Origin of the sequence: Bradyrhizobium erythrophlei (assembly GCF_900129505.1) — a bacterium.
In the GTDB taxonomy this organism is placed as follows: Bacteria; Pseudomonadota; Alphaproteobacteria; order Rhizobiales; family Xanthobacteraceae; genus Bradyrhizobium; species Bradyrhizobium erythrophlei_D.
In genome coordinates, this window is sequence record NZ_LT670818.1 from 7,428,130 (window position 1) to 7,453,969 (window position 25,840).

Below are 25,840 nucleotides of genomic sequence, written 5' to 3' on the forward strand. Positions count from 1 at the left end.
ATTAGCAACCGCGGCAGATGCCGTTGATCATGCGGTCGAGCGCCGCGTTCTCCTGGTTGACTGGATCGTTCGGATTCATCAGATTTTTTTCCGAGGTCACTTGATCAGCAGGTGGCTGGCGCTGCCCCACCGGTGCCTCCGGCAGCAATTGCTGGTCCGAGTTCATCGACGGAGCTGCGGCTGGATTTCCCGAACCAGCCGGCTGCGCAATCGCCGCCGTCGCGGCTCTTTCTTGGTTTTTTCCGCAAGGATGTCGCAGACCATCGTCGCCGAGATACGTCCCGGACACCGGGTCGTAGGACTGGTAATGCTGGGCGCAATAGGAAGGATCAGCGCCGCTCGATACCACGGAGCCGGAGTACCCGTCGTAGCCGGGGTCGTTGTAAGCGTAGCCGTCGTTATAATAATTGGGGTCGTAGTATCCAAAGTAAGTATAGGGGTCGTAGTAGCCACCGTAGCCATAACCCAGCGCGCTACCGGCCGCTAATCCGCCAGCAAAGCCGACTCCTCGGTCATAACCGTGGCGCCGGTCGCGATCGCCGCGATACCCGCCGTGCGCAAACTGTCCGTCGCTGTGCCCAGTGAAATTTCCGCCGCTCACTGAGCCAACTCGGCCATCGCCGATGCTTGCTTGAGCACCGCGGAACCCGCCGCCGCCGACGTGCATCCCATCGCCGCCGCCGCCGACGTGCATCCCACGGCCGATGCCGCCGATGTGCATCCCACCGCCACCGCCTATGCCGCCGACGTGCATCGCGCCGCCACCGCCGACGCCGCCGATGTGCATCGTGCCGCTACCGCCGACGCCGCCGATGTGCATCGCGCCGCCACCGCCGATGCCGCCGATGTGCATCGCGCCGCCACCGCCGACGCCGCCGATGTGCATCCCACCGCCACCGCCGATGCCGCCTACATGCATCCCACCGCCGCCGCCGCCGATCCCCGCCGCGAAGGCCGGGCCTGCAACAGCTAACGCGAGTGACAGGGCCGTAGCCCCGACCATACGAAGTTTCGACATTGTGCTTCTCCACAAGAGCCTGAAGCAGAAACATAGGCGTTAGGCGCGAGGCTCATGTAGGTAAGCAATCCGCCGCTACCATTAAATTGAATTTTAAGAGTCAGAGGCCCAGCAAACGCTGGTGCATTCGCGTTGAACAATGAGTTGCTTCCAAGTAGCCACCGCGCATATCCATTGTGGCGACGCCTGTCAGGAGCATCGGCCCGTGTTTATCGATCCTGCGCGGCTGATCGGCATCGTCCTTTTCTGTGCTGATGCACGATCGGCTGCTCCGATTACTGCCTTCGAAATTTCCCATTAGCGACTGCGAGCCGCGTGGCCATATGAGGCCACAGGGCGATGCTCACTGGCTGCGCCCGTCGAAAGGAAAATGACATGACTGGACGAAGAACGATGATGGTATTGGCCAGCGCCCTGCTCGCCGGGTCTCTGCTGGCGACGGGTGCTGCACAGGCAGGTGGTGGTGGTGGCGGTGGCGGCGGCGGCGGCGGTGGTGGCGGCGGTGGTGGCGGTGGTGGCGGTGGTGGCGGTGGCCATGGGGGTGGCGGCGGCTTCAGCGGAGGCGGCTTCGGCGGAGGTCACATGGGCAGTTTCGGCGGAGGCAGCTTCGGCGGAGGTCACACGGGCGCCTTCGGCGGAAGTCACTTCGGCGGATCTCCCATGGCGGGCACTGGCCGAGGTCACGGCGGAACTCGCATGGCGGGCATTGGCCGAGGTCACTATGGCTATGGAAGACACCATGGCTTTTACGACAACGACTATGGTTGCCCGTATTACTCATCATACAACTGGCCGTACACCTGCGCCTACTGAATGGTGAGCTGCGCCGCAACTTCCGAATCAATCTTCAGGCGTTCACCAGGAGAGCTCGCGTACAGCAGAACGCTAGCTCTCCTAGGTGAGCCGTCAGCCCAACTCAAACGCCATCATTGAACACCAGCGTCACCCGGCGACCGACCGATGTCGCTAGTTGGCTGCCGAACGAGGTGCGACGTCCCCATCACTCCCAAGGGCCCAGGCGATCCTAGAGCTAGGTATACTCTTCTCAACCAAATGTAACGTACGGATCTAACCTCCGTTCAACGGCCCGGGTCCATCTCTCTCATGCGGGTGTAGCTCAGTGGTAGAGCACGACCTTGCCAAGGTCGGGGTCGAGGGTTCGAGCCCCTTCGCCCGCTCCAGAATTTCCTAATGTGGCGTGCGCCGAGCAAACGCGGCGCTTTCCAGTGGGTGCAAACCCCACCCGGCAACCGCTCCAGCCGGAAGCAATCGGAGCAGTCATGGAGGTAACGAAGTGGCTGAAACCTTCGATTAGCGTGTCACGACTCCCCCGTCCTATCGAAGCAATATCGACGAAGGTGTCGTGCCGGCGCCGAAATATCTTGTCAAACCCGCTTGCTTAACGATCGCCGTCTGGTCGACCAAAAATCTGGGAATTGATATGTCAAAGCCACGCCTACGATTGATCCATTGCTCGAACGGCGTCCGACCGAGAGCAAAGCACCGGCACCACGGCCGCAGCTTCCGACCTTTGGTTATTGATGGGGGCGTGCGAGCGAGATCCGTGCCGAGAGAGAGCTCATGGGACGCTGCGCTTAAACTAATCGATCTTGGTTTTTTAACTTTCCATGTAAATTATCTTGCCTTCTTGCAGGCGAGTATAACAGTTCTTGAGGCCCACAAATGGACTGATCCTGAAAAGACTAGCTAGATTGACATGGTGCACCCGACCCATGGGGTGCGACCGAGTGGGTCACCGAAACACCGCGCTCTCGCGTATCGATCGCATCGACCGTGCTGCTCAACCCCGTCGGCTCCCTTCGGCTGTCCCGCGCGCAGAAGCCAAATCGCTATAGAGCCCGCGCGCGGCACCGCCTGACGTATCCCTGCCCGCGATTGCCGCTAGCTCCGGGACAGTGCGGCTAGGGACATCATCTCAGCCGCGGGCTCCAGAAGCTTGGCCACGATACCCGGTTGATGCCTGCGCGGTACGTTCGCCCCTATTCAAAGGGACAGAAGAACGACTTCCGTGACGCGGAGGCCATTGCCGAAGCGGTGCAACGCCCGACGATGAAGTTCGTGGCAACCAAGACTGTTGACCAACTGGACCTTCAGGCGATTCACCGCGTACGAGAACGTCTGGTTAGCCAGCGCACGGGCATCGTCAACCAGATCCGCGCCTTTCTACTGGAACGCGGCGTTGCTGTTCGGCAAGGATTGCGCTTCTTGCGCGCCGAGTTTTCGAAACTGCGCTAACTACTCAGTCTCCGTGCGCGCAATCGCGTTCGCAAAAGATGTTCGGTCGGTAAGTACGATCAACGATCCCGGTCAACCAAGCACTTGGGCAAATCGCAAAAATCAAGGTGATGTAACTCGAACAAGTGGGCTTTTCGGATTGGCAGCCGAAAATTATGCGTATGAACCAGGACCACCGGTCCGCATCCTCTTTGCGCCAGAGGATTGACCATCCCCCACCCCGAAGGTCTGACGACGCGCTTAGTTCCGGTTGAAGTAGACCTCAAGCAGCAAATCTTTGATGTCTGCTCTTCCCTCAACAACGGACATGCACCAAAGGGGCGGTTACGTCAGCTTTGGTAGAGTCGAGGATGGGCGCGGTAGCTTGGGCCATTCGGCAACGCTCCGTTTCCCATCCCACCGGGTCGCCGGAGGCGGTCGCCCGCCCCCGGCTCCCACAGAACGTGGCGTGCGGATTTCCCGCACCACGCTCTTCGGCAGTTGGTTCACAGCTTTCACTGCTATCTGTTCAAGTTTCGTTTCCATGGTCAGCTGATCTTCTCACTGAGTAGAAGGCCGTAACTCCCGTTGAATGGAGCCCATGTTGCCCAAGAACAATTCAACTACCGCTGACCGCTTCCCCAAGTAGCCGGCTCTCCCGACCGCAGAGTACTATCAGTCAGTCTGACTTCCACCCGGTCATCAGACCCTTCTCACCACTTCGGCTTGGCAGGTCCTACAGGCTTGCGCCTGAACCGGATGGATCTCCCTTGTTCACGTTGCTCCCTTTGGTTGCATGCTGGCGGTACCGAACCCCGGGAGCACCTCAGACCGCTCGCGTTGTCGCGGCCTGCGATTCCGCCTTCCCCTTTGAGCGACAGGGTCGGCTACTCCGATCACGTTCGATTTCGGGGCTATGTTCCCGTTCACTTCATTCCGGCCTACAACCTCCCTGTCTACGCTTCGCAGCGGCCGTTACCGGACGCCACGCCAGACTCGGTTCGCGGCTGCTCGCTAGGCTTTGCCGCGGCCGTCATCGCAGACGGCAGACTTCAACGCGCTTGCAAGGCGCAACGCTCATCGAACCGGACGTGCCCGATTAAGGCATCCGGCTCTCCGACTGGTTTCACCGTGAGGCACACAGAGAGCAAACTAACCGCACGCGGCTTCGGTGCGGTGAGTAACTCTCCTTCGCCCCTCGACACAGCAATCTCCGGCGGCTCCTGTCTTTGATGGTGTTTGCAGGCTCATCGCCAATCACCACGACCTAGCCATCTTCGAAAGCGCACCAGAAGTCAGGGCCCTTTCCTCAGCCAGCATTACCCGGCTTCGACGGTCATACGACCCTGTCCGACTCCCGGCATGGCCGCCGCCTTCGCGACGTTGAGGCCGCTACCCTCGCCCTTGACGGGTCTCCCCCGATTACCCGAACCACCTTTCCGACGTGCCGTGCCCACTACCCCGGCGGATCGAGCGGGTGCGCGTGTCGATTGCTTCCCCGCTCATACAGCCTTCCCCAAATGGCAGGAGGGTCGGCATCCGCATTGTCACTTTCGAGGCCTGCTCAGGCTTCACTCACGTTACGGCCCGCCGGATTGCTCAACCGCCTAAAGCGGCCTTTGTCACGAGGCTCCAGCCCTGCCGGTTACCCGGCCGAACCGCTCGTCAGCTACCAGATCAATCGACAACTCTCTGGGTGGCATCTTCCTCCACTAGTGATCCGCGCCTTCGGGGCGCACTGCCACTTCCGGACTTCGGTCGCCGCGACAACTTCGCCAGTATCGGCCGGACCGACCCGCCCCAATCGCAGCCGAAAGGGAGCCGTTTTTCTCGCCGAGCACACCACAAGGGCGACGACTGACAAGATTGTGTAGGCCGAGGTTCGCGGAGAAGGCGGTACTATGGAAGGAAAAGGCCGATCAGAACGAAGCGAGTGGGTGTGACGCGTTGCGAATCTCCTGCGGCGTTTGTCCAAAAGCGCGTAGGAACGCTCGGCGCATGCGCTCCCGGTCGCCAAAGCCGGTTTCCTTCGCGATCGCTTCGATGGGACTCCGCCCTTGTTCCAGCGCCAGCCTGGCGGCCTCCATCCTGAGGTTCTCGATCGCCTTCGCAGGCGATTGTCCGGTTTCGGCGTGAAACACGCGAGTGAACTGGCGTGGGCTGAGGCGCGCCGCTTCGGCGAGCCGTTCCACCGACAATGGCTTGTGAAGATTGGCTCTAGCAAAGACGAGCGCATCCTGCACACGATCGGATTTCGCATCGAGTTCCAACAAGGCAGAATGCTGTGATTGGCCCCCCGAGCGGCGGTGATGAACCACAAGCGCCTTAGCGACAACGCGGGCCGCCTCCGGCCCTACGTCTCTTTCGACCAGGCCCAGTGCGAGATCTATGCCGGCCGTCATTCCCGCGGAGGTCCAAACCGGGCCATCGGCAATGAAGATCCGGTCTACCTCCACCTTGATTTTCGGAAAGCGGCTTTGCAGTTCGCGGCCATAAAGCCAATGGGTCGTCGCACGACGACCGTCGAGAAGGCCGGCTTGGGCGAGCGTGAATGCTCCAATACAGATCGATGCTATTCGCCGCGCTGATCCCGCGGCGTTCTGGAGAAACGCGATGATGCCTGGCGGTGCGGGAGCGATGTCATGACTGGCGCCCACCATTATTGTGTCAAACTGGGCGCAACCAAGCGGTTCTGTGACAATTTCCATGCCGAATGAGTTGCGAGTGCGCCCACCTGTCTCCGACAATACTCGCACCTCATAGCGCTGTTCGCCTAGCGTTATGTTGGCGGCATCGAAAACCGAAAGCGGAGCGAAGCTCATCACCTCGAAGCCCGGTACGACGATCATTCCTACGCGTATCATGATCATCACCATATCTCGCACGCGCTATCTACGTTGATTGAGCGCCTGCGGCCTTCGGCTATCGTATCATCCGAGACGGGAAAGCGCACGTCGTCGGAGCGCCGGTTTTCGCGCACACGCGTGCGCCTATTCGACGCCAGTTTGGAGCCGACTGATCGCATAAGTCATTGCGGCAGCGGGGTAATCCACCGTTTACAGACAATGAAGGGTCAGCACGAGAGTGGCGTCTCGGTGCAATCAGAGCGCGCGCCGGAAGGGTCCTGTGTTCATTCAATTGACCCTCCCAGTGGGCGGCGAGAACAGGCCAATAGATGACGTCCTAAAGCGTGGCAATTACGACCTTCTCGCCCATCGCGGGACCGACGTAGAGAGGGTCCGTGACACTTTCTTCGTTCCGGCACCGGGATGGCGGGGTCGCGCCGCTTACAAGGTCGCGGCGGAAATCACGAGACGACAAAGATGAGCGCTTACCACCAGATAGTCCTCGCGTCCCGTCCCAAAGGGACTCCGACATCTTCCAACTTCCGACTTGAAGAGGGACCGATCCCTGTGGCCGAGAAGGGACAGGTATTGGTGCGGACGTTGTATCTTTCGCTCGATCCGTACATGCGGGGCCGGATGAACCTCGCCACGCCCCATCCGATAGAAATCGGCGCAACTATGGACGGCGAGGTGGTCGCGGAGATCGTGCAGTCGACACACCCGGTCTATCGTCCTGGTGACCTGGTCCTGGCAATGACTGGCTGGCGGACGCATGCGGCTGTAGAGGCGAACGGCCTGCGGCGTGTCGATCCCGGGCAAACGCCGGTGACGACCGCGCTCGGCGTGCTCGGAATGCCAGGCTTCGCGGCCTACGCCGGGATGAAGTTGATCGGACAGCCGAAAGAGGGGGAGACCGTGGTGGTGGCCGCCGCGAGCGGCCCAGTCGGTTCACTGGTGGGACAGCTCGCCCAATTGGCCGGAGCGCGGGCCGTGGGAATCGCCGGAGGCGCCGAGAAGTGTGCCTATGTCCGCGACGAGTTGGGCTTTGACGCCGTCGTCGACCGCCGCGCTGGGGGACTTCCGCAGGCGCTGGCGCGAGCCTGCCCGGATGGAATCGACGTTTACTTCGAGAGCGTGGGCGGACCCCTGTGGCAGGCGGTGCTGCCGCTGCTCAACCGCTACGCGCGGGTGCCGGTCTGCGGGCTCATCGCCTTTTACAACGGCGTTCCACGATCGAATCGGGACATGCTGCCCGCTGCTATGATGACGATCGTGAAGCGCAGCCTTCTCGTTCAAGGCTACATCAACACCGAGTTCGTGGCCGATCACTATGCCGACTTCTTACGGGAAGTCGGTGCACTCGTCGCATCTGGGCGCGTTCGCTATCACGAAGATATTGTCGAGGGCCTCGAAGCGGCGCCGGAGGCGTTCATCGGAATGCTGTCCGGCCGAAATTTCGGAAAGCTGTTGGTTCGTGTTGGGTAAGGCTCCACGTGTTCAGGGATTTTTTTGTACTGGCGATCCGCTCCTATTCAGCGCCCATCCGGTCCGCGGTTTGCCTTGCTGTCCGGACCGCATGAGCACTCTGCTAGTCGTCGATGTCCTGAAGGGTGGCATCTACGACCTTTGGGCTGCCGTCGAAGCGCCGTAGATTTTGGGCTGTCAAGCGGCCTTCCTAGAGCCGCCTGCTCAAGTTTCACGCCGCTAAGCCGCGCATGAATGTTCCGACGAAACGCCGTCGGGTTTCCGGCGCCTAACAGAGGAGGATCGGAGAATGAGCAGTCAAGTTGTCTTGATCACCGGCGGACTTACCGGCATCGGGCGCGCCGCCGCCGTCGCCTTTGCCAAGAAGGGCGCGAAGGTGGTCATTGCCGGCCGGCGTGATGAGGCCGGCAAGGCGCTCACAAAAGAGCTGCGCTCTTTCGGTGCAGAAGCCGAGTTCATTAACGCCGACGTCCGCAAGGAGAATGACGTGCGCGCTCTGGTCGACAAGACCATCGCACGGTTTGGCCGTCTCGACGTTGCGGTGAACAACGCCGCCACCGAAGGTCAGGGCGGCCCGATCACGGACCAGACCGCGGAAAGCTTTGCCGCGACGTTCGACACCAATGTTGTCGGCGTGGTCCTGAGCATGAAGCACGAGGTGCGCGCCATGCAGGCCCAGGGGAGCGGCAGCATCATCAACGTCTCCTCGACCTACGGGCACAAGGGCGCGGCCTATGCCTCGATCTATGCCGGCGCCAAGCACGCTGTCGAAGGCATCACTAAGTCGGTGGCGCTCGAAGTCGCCGCGTCGGGCATTCGCGTGAATGCGGTCTCGCCTGGCCCGACGGACACCGGCATGCTGACCCGCTTTACCGGCACCGCAGATAACAAGGCGGCCCTGGTGGCGCAGGTTCCGCTGGCTCGGCTCGGCCTCTCCGAGGAAGTCGCCGATGGCATCGTCTTCATCGCATCGGATGAAGCCCGGTTCATCACCGGCCATATCCTCAGCGTCGACGGCGGCCACAGCGCCGCCTGACCCCGCTCGGCTGGCCGGGATTGCGCAACGAAGCCAACTATTACGCCCACCGCCCGATCAACGCACAATGCATATCAAGTCGAAGGAGGAAGTCCGATGGCTAACGTGGTGAAGAAATACAGCATTTCTTCTGAGCTAGCACAGAAAATGGTGGATGAAGCGGTGGCGAAAGCCAGAGAACTTGGCGTTACCGAGAACGTAGCGATTCTCGATGACGGCGGCAATCTCAAGGCCTTCAGCCGGATGGATGGGGCACCGATCCTTTCCATCGAGATGGCGCAGAATAAGGCATATACAGCTCTGTTCGGCGTTTCCACGCAGGACTTTTTCAACTTTATCCAGGGCGACCCGTCGCTTTTGGCCGGCATCCCCACGCTTGCACGTGTGGCGGCGTGGGGTGGAGGGTTTCCCATTAAGGTGAACGGAGAAGTTGTCGGGGCGATCGGGCTGAGCGGGGCGCCCGCGGTACAGAACGACGTCGATTGCGCGAGAGCAGCCCTGGCGCTCCTGCCCGATGCGGTGCCGGCTGAGTAAAGAGGGCGCGACCATGATGATTCATAGCCGCCCAGAAATGATTCATACCCACCAGACCGCGCCGACGCAGTTCGTCGAGGCCAACGGCATCCGCTTCGCCTATCGTCGCTTCGGCAAACCGGGTGGCGTGCCGCTCGTTTTCAACCAGCACTTCACCGGGACGATCGACCATTGGGATCCGGGGGTGACCGACGGCCTCGCGGCGACGCGGGAGGTGATCCTGTTCAACAACGCTGGCATTTCCAACAGCTCGGGCGAAGTGCCTACCACGTTCGAGGAGATGGGTGCTAACGCCATCGCCTTCCTCAACGCGCTGGGACTGAAGCAAGTTGATGTGCTCGGCTTCTCGATCGGCGGCTTCGTCGCCCAGGAGATCACGCTGCAAGCCCCTGAGCTGGTCCGGCGCTTGGTGCTGGTCGGCACGGGCCCGCGCGGCGGCCAGAACATGGCGACCCTCACGCCGGAAGCGCAACAGATCTTCGGCGCCACCTACAAGGTGCCGGAGGAGATCTGGCTGAAGGTCCACTTCACCGACTCGGAAGCCAGCCAGGCCGCCGGCCGCGAATTCCTGAAGCGCTTCCTCCGCCGCACTGAAAACCGCGATCCCGAGGTGAACGAGAAAGTGGCGCCCGCCCAGATCGAGGCCATCGGCAAGTGGGGTGTGCAGCGTGAGGGTTCCTATGAGTACCTGAAGACCATCCTGCAACCGACGCTGGTAATCAACGGCGACAACGACGTGATCATCTACTCCATCAACTCTTGGATTCTGCAGCAGAACATCCCCAACGCTCAGTTGATCATCTACCCGGACGCCAACCACGGTTCGCAGTACCAGTACCCGGAGCGCTTCGTCGGGCACGTCTCGATGTTCCTGTCCGAGTAAGACTCTTCAGCGCATTGCAAAACCTGCGCTTTCTTCGTTTGAGCGGAAGACAGATGGATCCGCCGCAAGGCGTCTTTGGAGCGTGGACCGAAGGAGAATGAAGTGACGCAGACAATCGAGGAAAAGAATAAGGCTTTCGTGTTGGAGGCTTTCGAAACGCTTTTCAACAAGAGGGACTACGCCGCTGCGGAGCGTTTCTGGTCTCCGAACTACATTCAGCACAGCGCGCACATTCCGCCGGGACGCGAGGGCCTCTTCGCGTTGGTCAAGGGCACACCCGACAGCCTCCATTACGAGAACGGGCTTACCGTCGCCAACGGAGACTACGTGTTGCTCCACGGCCGGTTCTCAGGCATGGGCCTGCCGGCGAACTGGATCGTGGTGGATATCGTGCGCCTCGAGAACGGCCGACTTGCCGAGCACTGGGACGTCATCGAGGACGAAGCGACTAAGGAGGCGTCCGTTAGCGGCCTGCCCATGTTCGGGACGACATTTCCCTCGGGATGATCTGCTGCGGGCGTCCGAAATGGGGGCAGCACATGTCCGTTCCGGGTCCAGGCCGTGTGGAAACGTTTTTCGTACCCCAATAACTGCAAGCAACCGGGCGTGACGGACCTCGACGCGACCGGCTGAGCCTATTTTTGCTGTATCGAGTCTGGAGTCAATCCGGGCGCAGCCTCGGGCCGTGCTGAGCGACCTTAGCGGTCTCACGGCGCGCACCATGACACGCTCTTCAAGCCCGGATCGCTGCGAGGAACGGTTTGATACCGACGATGTTCATCACGCGCGTGAGGTTGTAGGCGAGCACGTGCAGCGCCATCTCAGTCGCCACTTTGGGCAGCGTCTTCATCAAAAAGTGCGTCGCCCCCATCCGCATCTTCAGCGTGCCGAACGGATGCTCGACTGTCTCGCGGCGAGTACGCATCGCGTCCGGATTCTTGTCCAGGCGGGCCTGCACAGCATCGACAACGTGCTCGTGTTCCCAACGCGTGATGCGGCGTTGCGGTCCCTTCGTGCACTGAGCCTTCAGCGCGCAGGTCCGGCACGTGTTACTCCAATAGCGGTGCAGGACCAATCCATTTTCCTCGTTCGCGAAGCGGTGGATGAGCGTCTCACCGGCTGGACAAACGTAAATGTCCTCTTCGGCCACATAGCGGAAATCCTGCTTGCCGAAGCGGCCTTCGGACTTTGCCCCCGATGTCTGCGGTTTTGGCAGCGTGACCGTGATGCCAGCCTCTTCGCATGCGAGGATCTCCTCGCCTTTGAAGTAGCCGCGATCGGCGAAGGCTTCGAGGTTTTCTGCCTCCAATGCCGCCTTCGCTTGGTTGGCCATGTTCGCAAGATGCGACTTGTCGGTGCCGACGTTGGTCACCTCATGCGCGACGATCAGATGGTTCGTCGTATCAACGGCCGCTTGTACGTTATAGCCGACCATCCCAGAGCCGCGCCCGCTGGTCGCCATCGAGCGGGAATCAGGATCGGTGAAGGAGACCTGCTGATCGGGCGCGGCAAGCATCTCCTTCTCAATCGCTTTGAGGCGCTTGACCTCCTCTTCGAGCTTGATCAGCTTCTCCTTGAGCCGCGTGGTCCTGGCCACAAGCTCCTCCGACGGCACCTCACCGGCAGCTGTCTGGCGATCGGCTGTGTCAAGTTGGCTCAGATAGCGCGCAACGCTCTCCTCGATCTGCGCCAGACGCCGCTCCATCTTTCCCTTCGTGAAGTTGTTGTCGCGCGAGTTAACCGCCTTGAACTTGCTGCCGTCGATCGCAACGCTCGCTTTCGCCAGCAGACCCATCTTGCGGCACAAGGCAACGAATTGCGCGCAGACCTTCTTGATGGCGGGGCCGTTGTCTTTGCGGAAATCGGCGATGGTTTTGTGATCCGGAACGAGCCGTCCCGTCAGCCACATCACTTCCAGATTGCGGCCAGCCTCACGCTCCAGCCGCCGGCTCGATTGGACCCGGTTGAGATAGCCATAGATATAAAGCTTGAGCATCGCCGAAGGATGATACGCGGGCCGGCCGGTCGCCGCCGGGTTGACGCCATCGAACCCCAGCTCGCGCAGTTCCAGCGCATCGACGAACACATCGACCGCGCGAACAGGATTGCTCTCGTCCACCCAATCATCAAGGCATTCCGGTAACAGTGTCGTCTGCTGGCGATCCGCCCCTTGAACGAAACCCTTCATCATCCCCCCGCGATTCAGCAAGGGAAGCATGGCATCGGTCAGGTTTTCACACAGTCTGGGTCAAAGGCTGACCTCGAGCCGCTAATGCTCAAGGTCCGCTCTTCCATCCACAGCGGACATTCACCGAAGCCGCAAGTGGGCTTTTCCTTGTAAAAAAATCGAAGATTTTGGGTATGAACCAGGCCCACCGGTCCGCACCCTCATCGCGCCAGAGATTTGACCACCCCCGACCCCATCCGCAAAAGACGACGCTCTCGGTAGGACCATTGACGGCAAGCGTCCGAACAAAAGCGAGCGTCACGTCTGGCGCTCTGAAAGCCAAACTTGCAAACCTCACAAGCAAGTGCCTTTGTCCGCTTTTTCGAACGAAGGTATCGAGAATAACAGGTCGCACATCGACCCTTCACGTTGTCGATCAAGCTTGTCTTTCGGCAGTCTGCGCAAATTATCGCGGCCATGCGTTACGGATACACGGAGTGCTCGATTCGTACTACGGGTATCTGTAACAAGGGCCAGGCAGATATGCCTTATCACTTTGCCCGCTTACCGGCTAACCAAGTCGTCAGGACATCGAGGTTTGTTGTTAGTGCAACGATGTCTGCTCGAGCCCCGGCACTTAGCCTACCGCGGTGGTGCTCGATTCCCAAAAACCGTGCCGGGACGAGCGATGCGGCGCGAAGTGCGTCATCGAGGGAAGTCCCCACGAGCGTTACTGCATTTTTAACAGCCGATGCCATGTCGAGATGAGCGCCGGCAAGCGTTCCGTTTTCGGAGACCAGTCGTCCGTGCCGCAGCTGGATCTGCCTCCCCATGAGTTCGAAATGGTCTTGCTCGGTGCCAACGGTGGGCATTGCATCACTGACAAGGGCAATGTTGCTCCGATTTTTTGATGAAAAGACGGCCCGCACAACGAGCGGATCGACATGTATACCGTCGAGAATAATGCCCGCTGTAAGACGTTCGTCCGTAAGGGCCACGCCAACAATACCAGGTTCTCGGGCGTTCATGGGGGGCATTGCATTGAATAGGTGTGTAACTCCACTAAGCCCCTCGTCGATGGCCCTTATCAACGTGTCGGGAGTTGCCTCGCTGTGACCAACTGACACCCGAATTCCGCTCGAAGCGAGGGTCTTCACAAACCCCGCAGGTACGCATTCTGGCGCCAGAGTCACCATGGACGATCCGACTGTGGATAGCTCTCCGAGCCAATCCAGATCGTCCCTTGTCGCGGACAGAATACAGTCGCCCCGATGAATCCCCGGGCGCAAGCGACTAATAAACGGACCTTCGAGATGAAGACCCAGGATTCCGTCGGTGCCGGCCAGTAATTTTGCGGCAGCAATTGCGGCCGTCGCCTTCACGCGGGTATCGCTTATCAATGTAGGTAAACAGCTTGTAGTGCCGTACCGGCGATGTGCTCGAGCAATCGCGCACATCGCGTCCGGCGTTGGCTCATCATTGAGAAGAATGCCGCCGCCACCGTTGACTTGCAGGTCGATGAAGCCCGGCGCAAGCATCGTCCCGGGCGGCATAACTTCGGTGCGCCAGTCACCTGACGTCTGATCGCGCGGCGCGATGCACTGAACCACTCCACGATCGATCAAGATGACCGCATTATTGTGCCATCGATATCCATCGAAAATACGGTCAGCCGAAATTGCCGACTGGTGCGTTTGGGCGTGTTCGGCTGGTTCCAGACCCATCGCCTCACTTCCTCACTGGCCGGTTGGTCGGCCCGATCGATCCGTTGGCCGAACTGCAGGATGCACCGGCTCGGAGCCCGGGAATCATGAGAGCGGAACTCAGGGGGCTAGCAAACGTTCCGGAAGGTGCTACCACAACGTTTGCGCACTGAGCATCGCCATTTTTCGCGAGTAAGCGAATGAGCAAATACGGGTCATCGGATCACGCTCAATTTTATATCGGAGTCGACGGCGGTGGAACTAGTTGCCGAGCTCGCATCGAAGATGCGGAAGGTCGTCTTCTGGGTCAAGGCGCCGCCGGCCCCGCTGCAACGCGAATCGGCGCGGATAGGTCGATGCAGGCGGTGCGAACAGCGAGTATGGCAGCCGCTACCGACGCCGGGCTGCTGCCGACCGCCCTTGCTCACACGAGCGCCGGCGTGGGATTGGCTGGAATTGATCGTAAAGGGGCCCGTGAGGCGTTTCTGAGCTTCCCACATCCGTTTCGAAACGTCATCTACGCGACTGACGCGAACATCGCTTGCTTGGGAGCGCACAGTGGCCGCGATGGAGGCATTGTCGTTCTGGGCACCGGCAGCATCGGCTTCGCTCGGGTGAAAGGCCGCGAACTCCGTATCGGAGGATACGGCTTCCCGATCTCCGATGAGGGCAGTGGTGCCGATCTCGGACTAAAGGCCGTGCGGCTCGCCCTTCGCGCACACGATGGCAGAGCTAGACCGACTCCCTTTTTGCTCGAGGTCATGGGACGGCTTGGGCCTGATGCCTCTACGTTAGTCGCCTGGGCCGAACAGGCGACCGCGACCGAGTATGCAAGCTTGGCTCCAATTGCTTTAAGCTACGCAGAGGCTGGTGATCCGTTCGCAGAAGAAATTGTCGCCGAAGGTGCCCGGCATGTCGACGTGCTCATTGGTTCACTGGTGGAGTTCGGTGCGCCGCGTATCTCCCTCCTTGGGGGTCTGGCATCGCGTCTGGTTCAATGGCTTTCACCCGACGTCCTACACTTTCTTTCCCCGCCTGAAGGCGACGCGGTAGCCGGGGCCCTGCTTTTGGCCCGTCGCGAAGGACGCACACCAACACCAGGCGAGGCGGCAGGGGAAGGTGCGCAGATATGCTGACTGAGCACATAAGCCCGCGGTTCGTCGACCTCGATTCATGGTCCACTAGCGACATGATCCAAGCCCTGTATGACGGACAGCTCGTCGCTTGCGCAGCTGTGAGACCGGCCCTGCCGGCGATAAATGCCGCCGTAGATGACGCGGTGATGGCCCTCAAGCGCGGCGGTCGCTTGGTTTACGTGGGTGCCGGCACCTCCGGTCGCATCGCCATTCAGGACGGCGCGGAGCTTCGTCCGACATACGATTGGCCAAGCGATCGTATCGTTTTCGTGATGGCTGGAGGAATGCAAGCGCTAGTGGAGAGCGTTGAAGGTGCCGAAGATAACGAAGCAAAAGGGGTAGAAGCTATTGCCCAAGCTAACGTTGATCAAAACGACGTTGTTATAGCTGTCGCAGCGAGCGGTACGACGCCGTTCACTGTCGGAGCCCTACGTTCCGCAGGAGCGAGGGGAGCCCTCTGCATTGCAGTGGCGAATAACCGAGGCGCCCCGCTTTTTGAACTAGCGCGCCATCGTATCTTGATTGAGACCGGGACGGAGGTGCTGGCAGGCTCGACGCGGCTGCAAGCGGGAACAGCCCAAAAGATCGTCCTAAATCTCTTTTCTACAGCCGTGATGGTCAAGCTGGGCCGCGTCTACCGGGGTCTGATGGTAAGCATGCGCGCAAGCAATGCGAAGCTTCTTCGCCGTGCAGAAATCATCGTTAGCCAGATCGTGGGTTGCGACGAGGATGATGCTGCCACATTCGTTCAACGCGCGGAGGGTGACGTCAAAATTGCCGTCCTACTCGGTCTAGGATGGGAAAAAACCGACGCCATCGAGTCATTGCTCAAACACGAGGGCAATCTGAGATCAGTTATCGACGAGTTGGCTCATGATCGAACATGACCGAGCCCAGACAGCCATGGCTCGAGAGATCCGGGAGATCCCGCTTACAACTGAGCGCCTTCTGGCAGAACATGATTTGATCACAACTGTCGCAAATCGCATCCGCCACGCCAACCCACGGGTCATTGTGATTTCAGGCCGCGGCAGCTCTGGAAATGCGGGAACTCTTCTTCGCTATTTGTTTGAAACTCAGGCGGGTTTACTCGTTTCGACGTCCGCTCCCTCAGTCGTGACAACCTACAAACAATCGATCGATATGCGGGACGCCGTTTTCATCGTCATATCACAATCCGGTCGTAGTCCCGATCTTGTGACAGGAGCGCAATCGGCCAGAAAAAGTGGGGCCCTGACAGTTGCTATTGTAAACGATGTGAGATCGCCCGTTGCTCTTGCCTGCGAACTGACGCTGCCGATTGGAGCTGGCCTAGAGCGTTCAGTCGTCGCTACAAAATCTGTCGTACTGTCGATGGTGATAGGCGTGCAACTTATCGCATCGCTCACCTCCGATCATGCTTTGGGCGAAAAGATCACACAGCTCCCGCGAAGATTCAGTGACGCGCTTACCTGCGATTGGTCAGCCTGGAGCGGCAGTTTCGCAGCAGCACGCGCAGCGTTCGTAATTGGGCGGGGATTTGGATTGGGACCGGCGCGCGAGATCGGGCTTAAGATCGCCGAAACGATGCGGCTACCGACATTAAGCTATAGTGCAGCAGAGGTAATGCACGGTCCACTTGCTTCTGCCAGCACTGAAACTCCATTTCTCGTGTTGAGGCAGAACGACGGATCATCTGCCATGGTCGATGCTTTGATCGCCGATCTTCGTGTCAGAAAGCTGAATGTCTTTTCCGTTGGTGATCCAAGCGGAACGCTTCCGTGGATAGGAAACGATGATCCAATTTGCGATGCGATTACGATGTTGTTGCCAGCCTATGCTACCATAGAGCAGGCTGCGCGGGATCGCGGTTTTGATCCGGACAATCCGCCAAATCTCACCAAAATAACAGAAACCCTCTGATGCCGCTAGGGATGCTCCATTCATCGGTCCCTTGCTACGTCCGACCTGAAGGCAATAATCAAGTGGGCTTTTCCTTTTAAAGAACTCGAGAATTTTGCGCACGAATTATGCCCACCGGTCCGCATCCTCATCGCGCCAGAGAATTGACCACCCCCACCCACAGGCCTGAGCGAACGACTCGCAGGTAACCCACAATCGTTCGACCACCACGAAAGCCAGTCACGGCCCCGGAAATGGCGGCTCTGTCGCTTTCAATCAGGCCAACCCGACGCTCATTTCGGGCCGATGGAGCTTGGGTAATCGCAATCAAAGGCTTTATTCGCGTCGGTAACATGGGGCAGGATACGACTCATGTCCGACCTCTCAGCCGAAATACAGCTTAGGCCAACCCGCATTGGCTTTCTCGTGCATCCCGCCGACCTTGCCTCCGTCCGCAGGATCATGCGTGCATGCACGTGCCTGTGGGGAGGCGTTTACAATCCGATTATCCCAGTTTTCAACAAACCGCCTAACGAATGGAAATCCGAGGTTTACGAGCGCTTTAAGGGAGCAGCGGTCGCCAAGGGATATGTCCGGTTCTTCGAACCCGACGTGTACGTCGAAGCTGAGGCGGGCCTTCTTGAAAAGGCGGGTCTCGGTGCGCTGCGCGAAGACCACACATTTCATTCGCAAGTGATTACCCTGAAGGAGTTGTTCGAACCGGACCAAGACCGAAGTTGGTCCGAGCCAGAGTTCGGTCTCAACGTCCATGATGTGCTTGGGCAAATCTACAAAACTGAGCAGAAGTTTATCCTCCGCGACAAAGGGGAAAGCGTCTTAGTCAAACCGCAGCGCGCCAATGCGCTCGTAGAATCCGTGTTCGGCGCGTACCCGACGTCCCCGGACATGAGCTACATTCAGCAGGCCTACACGGATGTCTACAAGCCGGAAACGATAGATGCGACCCCGGACACTTGGCGACGCGTCTTCCGTGGGGGCGCAGAAACGCCCCTGCGCGTTACGCGCTATGGTCTGAACACAGAACGTTACTGGTACCACGATCTGGTTTTGTTTGTTTTCGACCCCTCTCGCGCCACCGATTTGATTGACCTCTGGAATTTGAGGCTCGAGCCACATCCTGTCCTACCCGTTCCTATCGGGTGGTTCGAAGCCTTGGCAGACGATATATACGACTTCCTCGAGTCTCAGCACCGACCCGTTGCCGGAAATCCGAACGGTGTAATGCACAATGCCACGATAGAATTCGGCCGTTCGATAAGAAAGACGGACGCTGAGAGGCTGATCAAAAAAATTAAGCCTGGGCTTTCGCCCGGCGCCTTGACGCTGAAGTATTGGCGGAATTCGATATGGATCGACCATCGCAACGACCGAGTTCATCGCGACCGGCGCTTGAAAGTCGTTGCAAGTGAAAAAAGAGTTGATTTGATCCTCAAGAAGGATGGCCCGCGACTGCACACCGCGTTTGAAGCGCTAGAGCCGGAGTTCTCCGGTCGCCACGGAAAGGGCGAGCACCGATGGGTCAATGTCCTCCGATTATCAAACTACGGCAACAAGACCATTGCGGCACTGTTGCCCTTCAATACTTTTGATCGCTCGTGGCCAGGCCTTGCAATGGGCGGTGAACGCGTTCCAATTGGAGGTGAGGGATGGGTTTACCCACAGCGCTTCAAGAATCTGGACCACTATGTTTCGCTACTGAATCCTGAGGAAGCAATTATCGGTTCCCTTAAACAGCTTGGTATCAAGGCCGAGCTGTCGGAACCCGGGCACATCGCCAAGCAAATGTTGGAGCACCTCGGCGGATTGTGGGGTGTGCATCTGCTGGCCGATCTCGAGACGTTGAAGCTGCTCAACAAGATGGCAGGCGGGTTGCGGCGAAAACGAAACGACCACGAAACGATTGAAGAAAATTTTGAACTCAGGACGGCAAGATTAAAGGAATGGACAGACTTGATCTCGCAGCGTCAGGAAAAAGGGGCGCATGGGTCAGAGTTGGCAAAGTTCACCAAAGCCAACATCATTCGGCTCGGTCTCGAGACAGACTGCCCGCATTGCAACGCGAAGAATTGGAGCACACTAACCTCTGTAGATTATCGTGTGGTCTGCGAGCGCTGTCTCAAGCCTTATGATTTTCCGCAGGCTGGGTTACGGGACCATAACCGCAACTGGACCTATCGCGTAGTAGGCCCCTTCTCCGTTCCGGACTACGGTCGAGGCTCATACAGCTCTCTCCTGGCTCTACGTGTGCTGAGCCGCTATAGATCGGCAATGGATCGCATGACTTTCACTACAGCTATGAATCTTAACTTCGACGGGATTCAGCGCGAGGTCGACTTTATCGCATGGCACGGCGATGAGCATATGCAGGAAACACATCGTCCGCCGCAACTTCTCATTGGCGAAGCTAAATCGCTCGGACGGGGAGAGCTGATCACACCGAGCGAGCTGGCCAAGCTCAAAGCCGTCGCTGAAAAACTACCGGAGGCGGTTATTGTGCTCGCGGTGTTGCGCGATCACTTTACTGAAGCTGAAAAGAAAATCCTGAGAAACTTCGTTACTTGGGGTCGACGCGTCAACGCTTACGGCGAGCCGACGAATCCGGTCCTTCTTCTGACATCACACGAATTGACAATGGACCACCACCTCCCTTCGACATGGAAGGAGCTGGGCGGCAAGCACTCGAAATTCGCCGACTACAACCATACTCGGACCCTTTTCGCTTTTGCAAATGCGACCCAACAAATCTATCTCGACATGCCGTCATTTGATCAAGCGCGCAGGCAATATTGGCAAAGACGCCATGCGCGGCGTCTTGCGAGGCAGAGTGGCGCCGAAGCAGGTAGCGGTATAGCTAATCCTCCCATCCCGCCGCCCCTCACGTAGATCGGCTTACGTCACCTTTATACCTTTGCCGAACAGCACGTCGGTCAAGCGCTCTCCTTCAGTGGGCTTTTCCTTTTAAAAAAAGCCCGAAAATTTTGCGTGTGAACCAGGACCACCGGTCCGCATCCTCTTTGCGCCAGAGGATTGACCATCCCCCACCCCGAAGGTCTGACGACGCGCTTAGTTCCGGTTGAAGTAGACCTCAAGCAGCAAATCTTTGATGTCTGCTCTTCCCTCAACAACGGACATTCACCAAAGGGGCGGTTACGTCAGCTTTGGTAGAGTCGAGGATGGGCGCGGTAGCTTGGGCCATTCGGCAACGCTCCGTTTCCCATCCCACCGGGTCGCCGGAGGCGGTCGCCCGCCCCCGGCTCCCACAGAACGTGGCGTGCGGATTTCCCGCACCACGCTCTTCGGCAGTTGGTTCACAGCTTTCACTGCTATCTGTTCAAGTTTCGTTTCCATGGTCAGCTGATCTTCTCACTGAGTAGAAGGCCGTAACTCCCGTTGAATGGAGCCCATGTTGCCCAAGAACAATTCAACTACCGCTGACCGCTTCCCCATGTGGCCGGCTCTCCCGACCGCAGAGTACTATCAGTCAGTCTGACTTCCACCCGGTCATCAGACCCTTCTCACCACTTCGGCTTGGCAGGTCCTACAGGCTTGCGCCTGAACCGGATGGATCTCCCTTGTTCACGTTGCTCCCTTTGGTTGCATGCTGGCGGTACCGAACCCCGGGAGCACCTCAGACCGCTCGCGTTGTCGCGGCCTGCGATTCCGCCTTCCCCTTTGAGCGACAGGGTCGGCTACTCCGATCACGTTCGATTTCGGGGCTATGTTCCCGTTCACTTCATTCCGGCCTACAACCTCCCTGTCTACGCTTCGCAGCGGCCGTTACCGGACGCCACGCCAGACTCGGTTCGCGGCTGCTCGCTAGGCTTTGCCGCGGCCGTCATCGCAGACGGCAGACTTCAACGCGCTTGCAAGGCGCAACGCTCATCGAACCGGACGTGCCCGATTAAGGCATCCGGCTCTCCGACTGATTTCACCGTGAGGCACACAGCGGGGCCGTTAGGGGTAGGCGTTCGAGACGCAGCAGACCGTGTTGTCCATAGACAACGTCGAGAGAGAACCGGTGTGTGCCACGTCCTGCCACTTTGTGCCGTCTGGCGAGGAAGTCGCGTACGCGCTCATAAACGTATCGGTCAATGCCGCGGAATGCCGATCGGCGCGTTCCATGGCAGAAGTAGTTCGACCAGCCAAGCAGAGAGCTGTTCAGCGTGTCGCGCACTTCGGGCCATGGATCGTTGTTGCCAGGCACCAGCAGATTGCCAACCTTCGTTTTGAGCCGTTGCACGCTCTTCTTGGACGGGCTCGCGCTCAGATACCAATGACCGTTCGCTTTGTAACGGTGAGGTCCGAACGAGTAGCCGAGGAAGTCGAAGCGTTCTTGCCGAGCATTCTTCAACGAGGTCTTGGCCTCGTTGAGTGTCAGCCCGAGCCGCGTCATCACCGCCTTCGTCCACGCCAGGGCCTCGGCCGCACATCCGCGACTGAGGATAACGAAGTCGTCGGCATACGCGATGACGTGTGCCCGGAACGCCTCCCCGCGCCCGGTCAGCCGCCAATACTTCAGGAACCGATTCATGTAGATGTTGGCCAGCAGTGGGCTCACGACGCCGCCCTGTGGCGTGCCGCGCGCGTTGCTCTTGCCACCACCGATGCGCCGGGTCCCGTCGCCATCATCCCGTTCCTCGATCGGCGCTTTCAGCCACAGCTTGATCAGCCGGAGCACGTGCCGGTCCACGATGCGACGAGCTACTGATTTCAGAAGCTCGCCGTGCGGAATCGAATCGAAGTAGCGGGATAAGTCGGCGTCGACCACGTCGGTATGGCCCCGGCAGATCAGCCGGTGCACTTCCTTGACCGCGTCCACCGCTCCGCGAACGGGGCGGTAGCCGTAGGCATTGTCCTCGAAGTCCGCCTCGAAGATCGGTTCCAGCACGAGCTTGGCGGCGGTCTGCACCACCCGATCCCGGATCGTCGGAATGCCGAGCGGTCGCTCGCCTCCGTCCGGCTTCGGTATGGACACCCGCCGCACCGGATCGGGCCGGTACGCCTTCGAAACCAGTTCCTCGCGCAGGCCCGCCAGCCACCTCTCCAGGCCCGACGCCTCAACCGCCGCAAAGGTCATTCCGTCCGTACCCGGCGCACCCGCATTTGCTCGGGCCAGCGCATAGGCATGACGCAGGATGTCCGCTCGGTAAATCTTGTCGTAGAGCAGGTAGAAGCGGAAGGCAGGCTCCGCCTTCGCCTTGCGGTATAGCTTTCTCTGAAGGGTCCGGATCGTTGTCGGTGTTGCCAGGCTCATCGCCAATCACCTTCACCTCACCATCTTCGAAAGCGCACCAGAAGTCAGGGCCCTTTCCTCAGCCAGCATTACCCGGCTTCGACGGTCATACGACCCCGTCCGACTCCCGCCATGGCCGCCGCCTTCGCGACGTTGAGGCCGCTACCCTCGCCCTTGACGGGTCTCCCCCGATTACCCGAACCACCTTTCCGACGTGCCGTGCCCACTACCCCGGCGGATCAAGCGGGTGCGCGTGTCGATTGCTTCCCCGCTCATACAGCCTTCCCCAAATGGCAGGAGGGTCGGCATCCGCATTGTCACTTTCGAGGCCTGCTCAGGCTTCACTCACGTTACGGCCCGCCGGATTGCTCAACCGCCTAAAGCGGCCTTTGTCACGAGGCTCCAGCCCTGCCGGTTACCCGGCCGAACCGCTCGTCAGCTACCAGATCAATCGACAACTCTCTGGGTGGAATCTTCCTCCACTAGTGATCCGCGCCTTCGGGGCGCACCGCCAAAGGCTGACATTCGTTGACTATGACACCGCCCTGATTGCCAACAGGGCGACCACCAATGCTGGAGGCATGACGACAATCCCAAGTTTCAGGAACTGCCACGCTGTCACAGCTTCGCCTTCTCGCCTCAGGGCGATTAGCCACAGGATTGTCGCGAGCGAACCCGTCACAGAGAGGTTGGGGCCAAGATCGACGCCTATCAATATTCCGCTTGTCACTTGCAAGGGGACATTAGCACTTTGGCTGACGGTGGCAGCGACCAAGCCAGTCGGAAGGTTGTTCATCAGGTTTGAAGCGAGAGCGACGATGATGCCCGCACCAAAAGAAGCATCCCGAGGCGAGTATGCCGCCACGTTATGAAGCATTTGCGTGACCGAGTTCAAGATTCCAGTCTGCTCGACACCCGCGACCAATATGAACAGTCCGGCAACGAGCGGCAACACTCCCCATGAGATATCCCGCAACACAGGCAGCGGAGACTGCCGACTGATGATCAGCACGATGATGGTCACTGCGGTTCCTGCAACGAACGTCGGCAAGCCAAGCTGCCGGTCGAGGGACGATGCGCCAAGAAGTGCCACAGCGGTAAGAGCAATACCGACTGCAACGCATTTACCGCCAACGGAAAGCGGCTCGGTTGGGAAATCCTCGGAAATTTTCTGATCTATCGCGGCGCGCTGGGTGAACCGCAGGAGGAAATAGGTAGCGAGGATAGAGGCAATCGACGGCGGCGTGAATTGATAGAGCCACTGTGCGAGCGGCGGCATATGGGTGCCAAAGATAACCAAGTTCGCCGGATTGGAAATCGGCAGCACAAAGCTCGCGGCATTGGCGATGAACGCACATATGAAAAGGTACGGCAGCGGCTCGACCCGAGCGGCTGTCGCAGCGGCATATACGGCAGGCGTCAGCACGACGGCTGTCGCGTCATTCGACAGGAACACCGTGACAAGTGTGCCAACGACATAGATGATCAGGAATAGTCGCCTCGCTGAACCTCTCGCATAGCGAACAGCGAGCGCTGCCAACCAATCGAACAGCCCTTCCTGACGCCCGACCTCGGCAAGTAGCATCATGCCGATCAGAAAGAGATAGACATCGATCCCCTTTGCCGCTGCGGCGACCGCAATGCGCCAAGGAAGAAAGCCGAACCCGATCAGCACGACCGTGCCGACCACGGCCCAGACATATTCTGGTATCCGCAGCGGACGCGTGATCACCCCAAGCGTGGCGAAGGCAGCGACAGAGAAGATCAGAGTATTGTGGTTCACCGGTTAAGACGCCGGGACTGGAACTGCGGCGCTGTCACCGGTTGGCTTTCCCACGCATGCTGGTTTGAGCACGGAGGCGAACGAAAGCCAGATTACGATTGAGCCAATGGCAAAGCATCCAAGGATCGTAAAGGCCGCGGGATATCCAAGGTCTTGCGCCAGCCACCCGCCAATCGCTGGACTTAGCGCAGCTCCTACGCCTTGAACGGTCATTACGGCACCTTGGCCGACATTGACCCGCCCCGTGCCATTCAGAATGCGAGCCACGAGGCCCGGGACGGCTACGCTTTGCAAGCCCGCGCCAATGCCGTCGAGCGCCTGCACCGGAAACACCCCCCAGTATTTGATCACCGATGCCGCGACCAATCCGCGAACCGGCAGCGCGAGAAACGATATGAGCAGGACCAGCCAATAACCTTCCTTCTCCGCCATTCGCATCGCTACGATTGATGCGACAATCATCACGGCCTGCGCTACGACGATCGTCATGGCCACAAAGCCCGCACCGTTGTCTTCTTGTCCCGAGACGACCGCCAGACCATAGAGCGGCAGCATTGCGGCATTGCCCAAATGGAAAAGCGCCAAAGCAGCAGCTAGAACAAGAAGTGGCCTGCATTCCAACAAGACCCGCCATGCGCTAGCCGGCTCCCGACTGCTATCGTCGCTTGAACCTCGAGCAACATGATCGTCAATTGCTTTCTTAGGGATGATCGATACCGAAATGATCGACAGCGCACCGAACACAGCCGCCAAAATGAACACCGCGCCGAAACCAGACTGCCATCCTAGGAAGCCAGACAGGGCCGCGCCCACCACATTGCCGGCGTGATTGAAAGTCTGATTGCGACCGTTCTGCCTGTTGAAACCTGCCTGATGCACGATCCCCAGTGTGATCCCCGTGACCGCAGGCACGATCGCGGCCCCTGCTATCGCGGTCGCTACCTGCGACGCGGCAACAACCCAGAAGCTCTGCGAGACAAGGATGACAGCGGAGGCAATGACAGTGAAGATGCCGGGGATGATGACAAAGGTGCGCTTGTTCGTCGTCGCGTCGATCATCGCGCCCGCTGGCGTGGTCATGATCATGCCCGCGATACCGCCAACGCTCATCACGGTACCGATCAAGCCGCTTTCCCAGCCATGGGCCAGCAAAAATATGCCCAAGAAAGGACCAATGCCCGCCTGTATGTCAGCCATAAAGAAGTTCAGTGACAAGAGCGCCGCGATAACTTGCGGCTTAGTGCCCGAGCTCTTTTCGACCAGACCGGCCTCCTCACACAGATACTAACAGCAGCTAGTTTCGATGTGGGTTTGAACAATTAAAATAAATGTTAGTCCGCAGAAATGCTCCACGTCCGCTCCGGGTCCTGAACGGACTTGACGCGCTTAAAATGCGATGTCCGCTTTTCTCCCGAAAACCGACGTGTATCGGGCGTCGTCCCAAGGTGGGCTTTTCGGATTTAATTCCGAATTTTTTGCGTATGAACCAGGCCCACCGGTCCGCATCCTCTTCGCGCCAGAGAATTGACCCACCCCCACCCCGAAGGTCTGACGACGCGCCGAGCGCCGGTTGAAGTAGACTCGAGCAGCAAATCTTTGACGTCTGCTCTTCCCTCAACAACGGACATTCACCAAAGGGGCGGTTACGTCAGCTTTGGTAGAGTCGAGGATGGGCGCGGTAGCTTGGGCCATTCGGCAACGCTCCGTTTCCCATCCCACCGGGTCGCCGGAGGCGGTCACCCGCCTCCGGCTCCCACAGAACGTGGCGTGCGGATTTCCCGCACCACGCTCTTCGGCAGTTGGTTCACAGCTTTCACTGCTATCTGTTCAAGTTTCGTTTCCATGGTCAGCTGATCTTCTCACTGAGTAGAAGGCCGTA

General features: G+C 59.2%; 18 protein-coding genes, 1 tRNA gene and 1 pseudogene. 13 read left to right on the plus strand and 7 right to left on the minus strand.

Features of this window, described 5'->3' with window-relative positions:
• Position 1: 1 nt before the first annotated feature.
• Positions 2-601 (minus strand): BA14K family protein, encoded by a 600-nt coding sequence (locus B5525_RS47630; protein ID WP_338075242.1) that lies wholly within the window; start codon positions 599-601, stop codon positions 2-4.
• A 30-nt stretch (positions 602-631) separates the two neighbouring features.
• On the opposite strand from B5525_RS47630, the gene B5525_RS47635 reads away from it, so the two are divergent.
• From B5525_RS47635 to B5525_RS34840, 4 genes and pseudogenes are all read left to right on the plus strand, one after another.
• Positions 632-973: a hypothetical protein gene (locus B5525_RS47635; RefSeq protein WP_172899787.1), complete on the plus strand. Its 342-nt coding sequence runs from the start codon at positions 632-634 to the stop codon at positions 971-973.
• 487 nt (positions 974-1,460) lie between these two features.
• Complete coding sequence (locus B5525_RS45940; protein ID WP_197687873.1) at positions 1,461-1,838, plus strand: hypothetical protein; 378 nt, start codon at positions 1,461-1,463, stop codon at positions 1,836-1,838.
• 286 nt (positions 1,839-2,124) lie between these two features.
• Positions 2,125-2,199, plus strand: a tRNA-Gly gene (locus tag B5525_RS34835).
• A gap of 748 nt (positions 2,200-2,947) precedes the next feature.
• A pseudogene (locus tag B5525_RS34840) lies at positions 2,948-3,256 on the plus strand (IS110 family transposase); the annotation flags it as partial.
• A 1,916-nt stretch (positions 3,257-5,172) separates the two neighbouring features.
• Here B5525_RS34840 and B5525_RS34845 read toward each other — a convergent pair.
• Complete coding sequence (locus tag B5525_RS34845) at positions 5,173-6,117, minus strand: GlxA family transcriptional regulator (protein ID WP_079574195.1); 945 nt, start codon at positions 6,115-6,117, stop codon at positions 5,173-5,175.
• Between the two features lie 459 nt (positions 6,118-6,576).
• On the opposite strand from B5525_RS34845, the gene B5525_RS34855 reads away from it, so the two are divergent.
• From B5525_RS34855 to B5525_RS34875, 5 genes are all read left to right on the plus strand, one after another.
• The gene (locus B5525_RS34855; protein ID WP_079570395.1) at positions 6,577-7,584 is read left to right on the plus strand and encodes an NADP-dependent oxidoreductase; all 1,008 of its coding nucleotides are present in this window, start codon (positions 6,577-6,579) and stop codon (positions 7,582-7,584) included.
• A 289-nt stretch (positions 7,585-7,873) separates the two neighbouring features.
• Positions 7,874-8,620, plus strand: a complete 747-nt coding sequence (locus B5525_RS34860) for an SDR family NAD(P)-dependent oxidoreductase (RefSeq protein WP_079570396.1) — start codon at positions 7,874-7,876, stop codon at positions 8,618-8,620.
• 96 nt (positions 8,621-8,716) lie between these two features.
• Positions 8,717-9,154 (plus strand): GlcG/HbpS family heme-binding protein, encoded by a 438-nt coding sequence (locus tag B5525_RS34865; protein ID WP_079570398.1) that lies wholly within the window; start codon positions 8,717-8,719, stop codon positions 9,152-9,154.
• Between the two features lie 13 nt (positions 9,155-9,167).
• A complete protein-coding gene (locus tag B5525_RS34870; RefSeq protein ID WP_197687874.1) occupies positions 9,168-10,037 on the plus strand; it encodes an alpha/beta fold hydrolase in 870 nt (289 codons plus the stop codon).
• A 102-nt stretch (positions 10,038-10,139) separates the two neighbouring features.
• A complete protein-coding gene (locus B5525_RS34875; protein WP_079570401.1) occupies positions 10,140-10,544 on the plus strand; it encodes a nuclear transport factor 2 family protein in 405 nt (134 codons plus the stop codon).
• 226 nt (positions 10,545-10,770) lie between these two features.
• Here B5525_RS34875 and B5525_RS34880 read toward each other — a convergent pair whose 3' ends face one another.
• Together B5525_RS34880 and nagA are read right to left on the minus strand one after the other, a co-directional pair.
• The gene (locus B5525_RS34880) at positions 10,771-12,225 is read right to left on the minus strand and encodes an IS1182 family transposase (protein ID WP_079574197.1); all 1,455 of its coding nucleotides are present in this window, start codon (positions 12,223-12,225) and stop codon (positions 10,771-10,773) included.
• A gap of 530 nt (positions 12,226-12,755) precedes the next feature.
• Positions 12,756-13,928, minus strand: a complete 1,173-nt coding sequence (nagA, locus tag B5525_RS34885; protein ID WP_079570403.1) for an N-acetylglucosamine-6-phosphate deacetylase — start codon at positions 13,926-13,928, stop codon at positions 12,756-12,758.
• 179 nt (positions 13,929-14,107) lie between these two features.
• Between nagA and B5525_RS34890 the strand changes: the two genes are divergently transcribed.
• The 4 genes from B5525_RS34890 to B5525_RS34905 all read left to right on the plus strand — a co-directional run bounded on the left by B5525_RS34890 (position 14,108) and on the right by B5525_RS34905 (position 19,828).
• The gene (locus B5525_RS34890; RefSeq protein WP_079570404.1) at positions 14,108-15,043 is read left to right on the plus strand and encodes a BadF/BadG/BcrA/BcrD ATPase family protein; all 936 of its coding nucleotides are present in this window, start codon (positions 14,108-14,110) and stop codon (positions 15,041-15,043) included.
• Positions 15,037-15,930 (plus strand): N-acetylmuramic acid 6-phosphate etherase, encoded by an 894-nt coding sequence (locus B5525_RS34895; RefSeq protein WP_079570406.1) that lies wholly within the window; start codon positions 15,037-15,039, stop codon positions 15,928-15,930. The genes B5525_RS34890 and B5525_RS34895 overlap by 7 nt, the downstream gene beginning before the upstream one ends.
• Positions 15,917-16,945, plus strand: a complete 1,029-nt coding sequence (locus tag B5525_RS34900; protein ID WP_079570407.1) for an SIS domain-containing protein — start codon at positions 15,917-15,919, stop codon at positions 16,943-16,945. Before B5525_RS34895 ends, B5525_RS34900 begins: the two co-directional genes overlap by 14 nt.
• A gap of 351 nt (positions 16,946-17,296) precedes the next feature.
• Positions 17,297-19,828 carry a hypothetical protein gene (locus B5525_RS34905; protein ID WP_079570409.1) on the plus strand — a complete coding sequence of 844 codons (2,532 nt, stop codon included), beginning with the start codon at positions 17,297-17,299 and terminating at the stop codon, positions 19,826-19,828.
• A gap of 1,045 nt (positions 19,829-20,873) precedes the next feature.
• On the opposite strand, the gene ltrA is transcribed toward B5525_RS34905, so the two are convergent.
• From ltrA to B5525_RS34920, 3 genes are all read right to left on the minus strand, one after another.
• Positions 20,874-22,199, minus strand: coding sequence for a group II intron reverse transcriptase/maturase (gene ltrA / locus B5525_RS34910; RefSeq protein WP_172899993.1), 1,326 nt, complete (start codon positions 22,197-22,199; stop codon positions 20,874-20,876).
• A gap of 511 nt (positions 22,200-22,710) precedes the next feature.
• A complete protein-coding gene (locus tag B5525_RS34915) occupies positions 22,711-23,961 on the minus strand; it encodes an arsenic transporter (RefSeq protein ID WP_079570410.1) in 1,251 nt (416 codons plus the stop codon).
• 3 nt (positions 23,962-23,964) lie between these two features.
• Entirely contained in the window at positions 23,965-25,158 is a 1,194-nt protein-coding gene (locus B5525_RS34920) for an MFS transporter (RefSeq protein ID WP_079570412.1), read from the minus strand.
• Positions 25,159-25,840 lie beyond the last annotated feature (682 nt).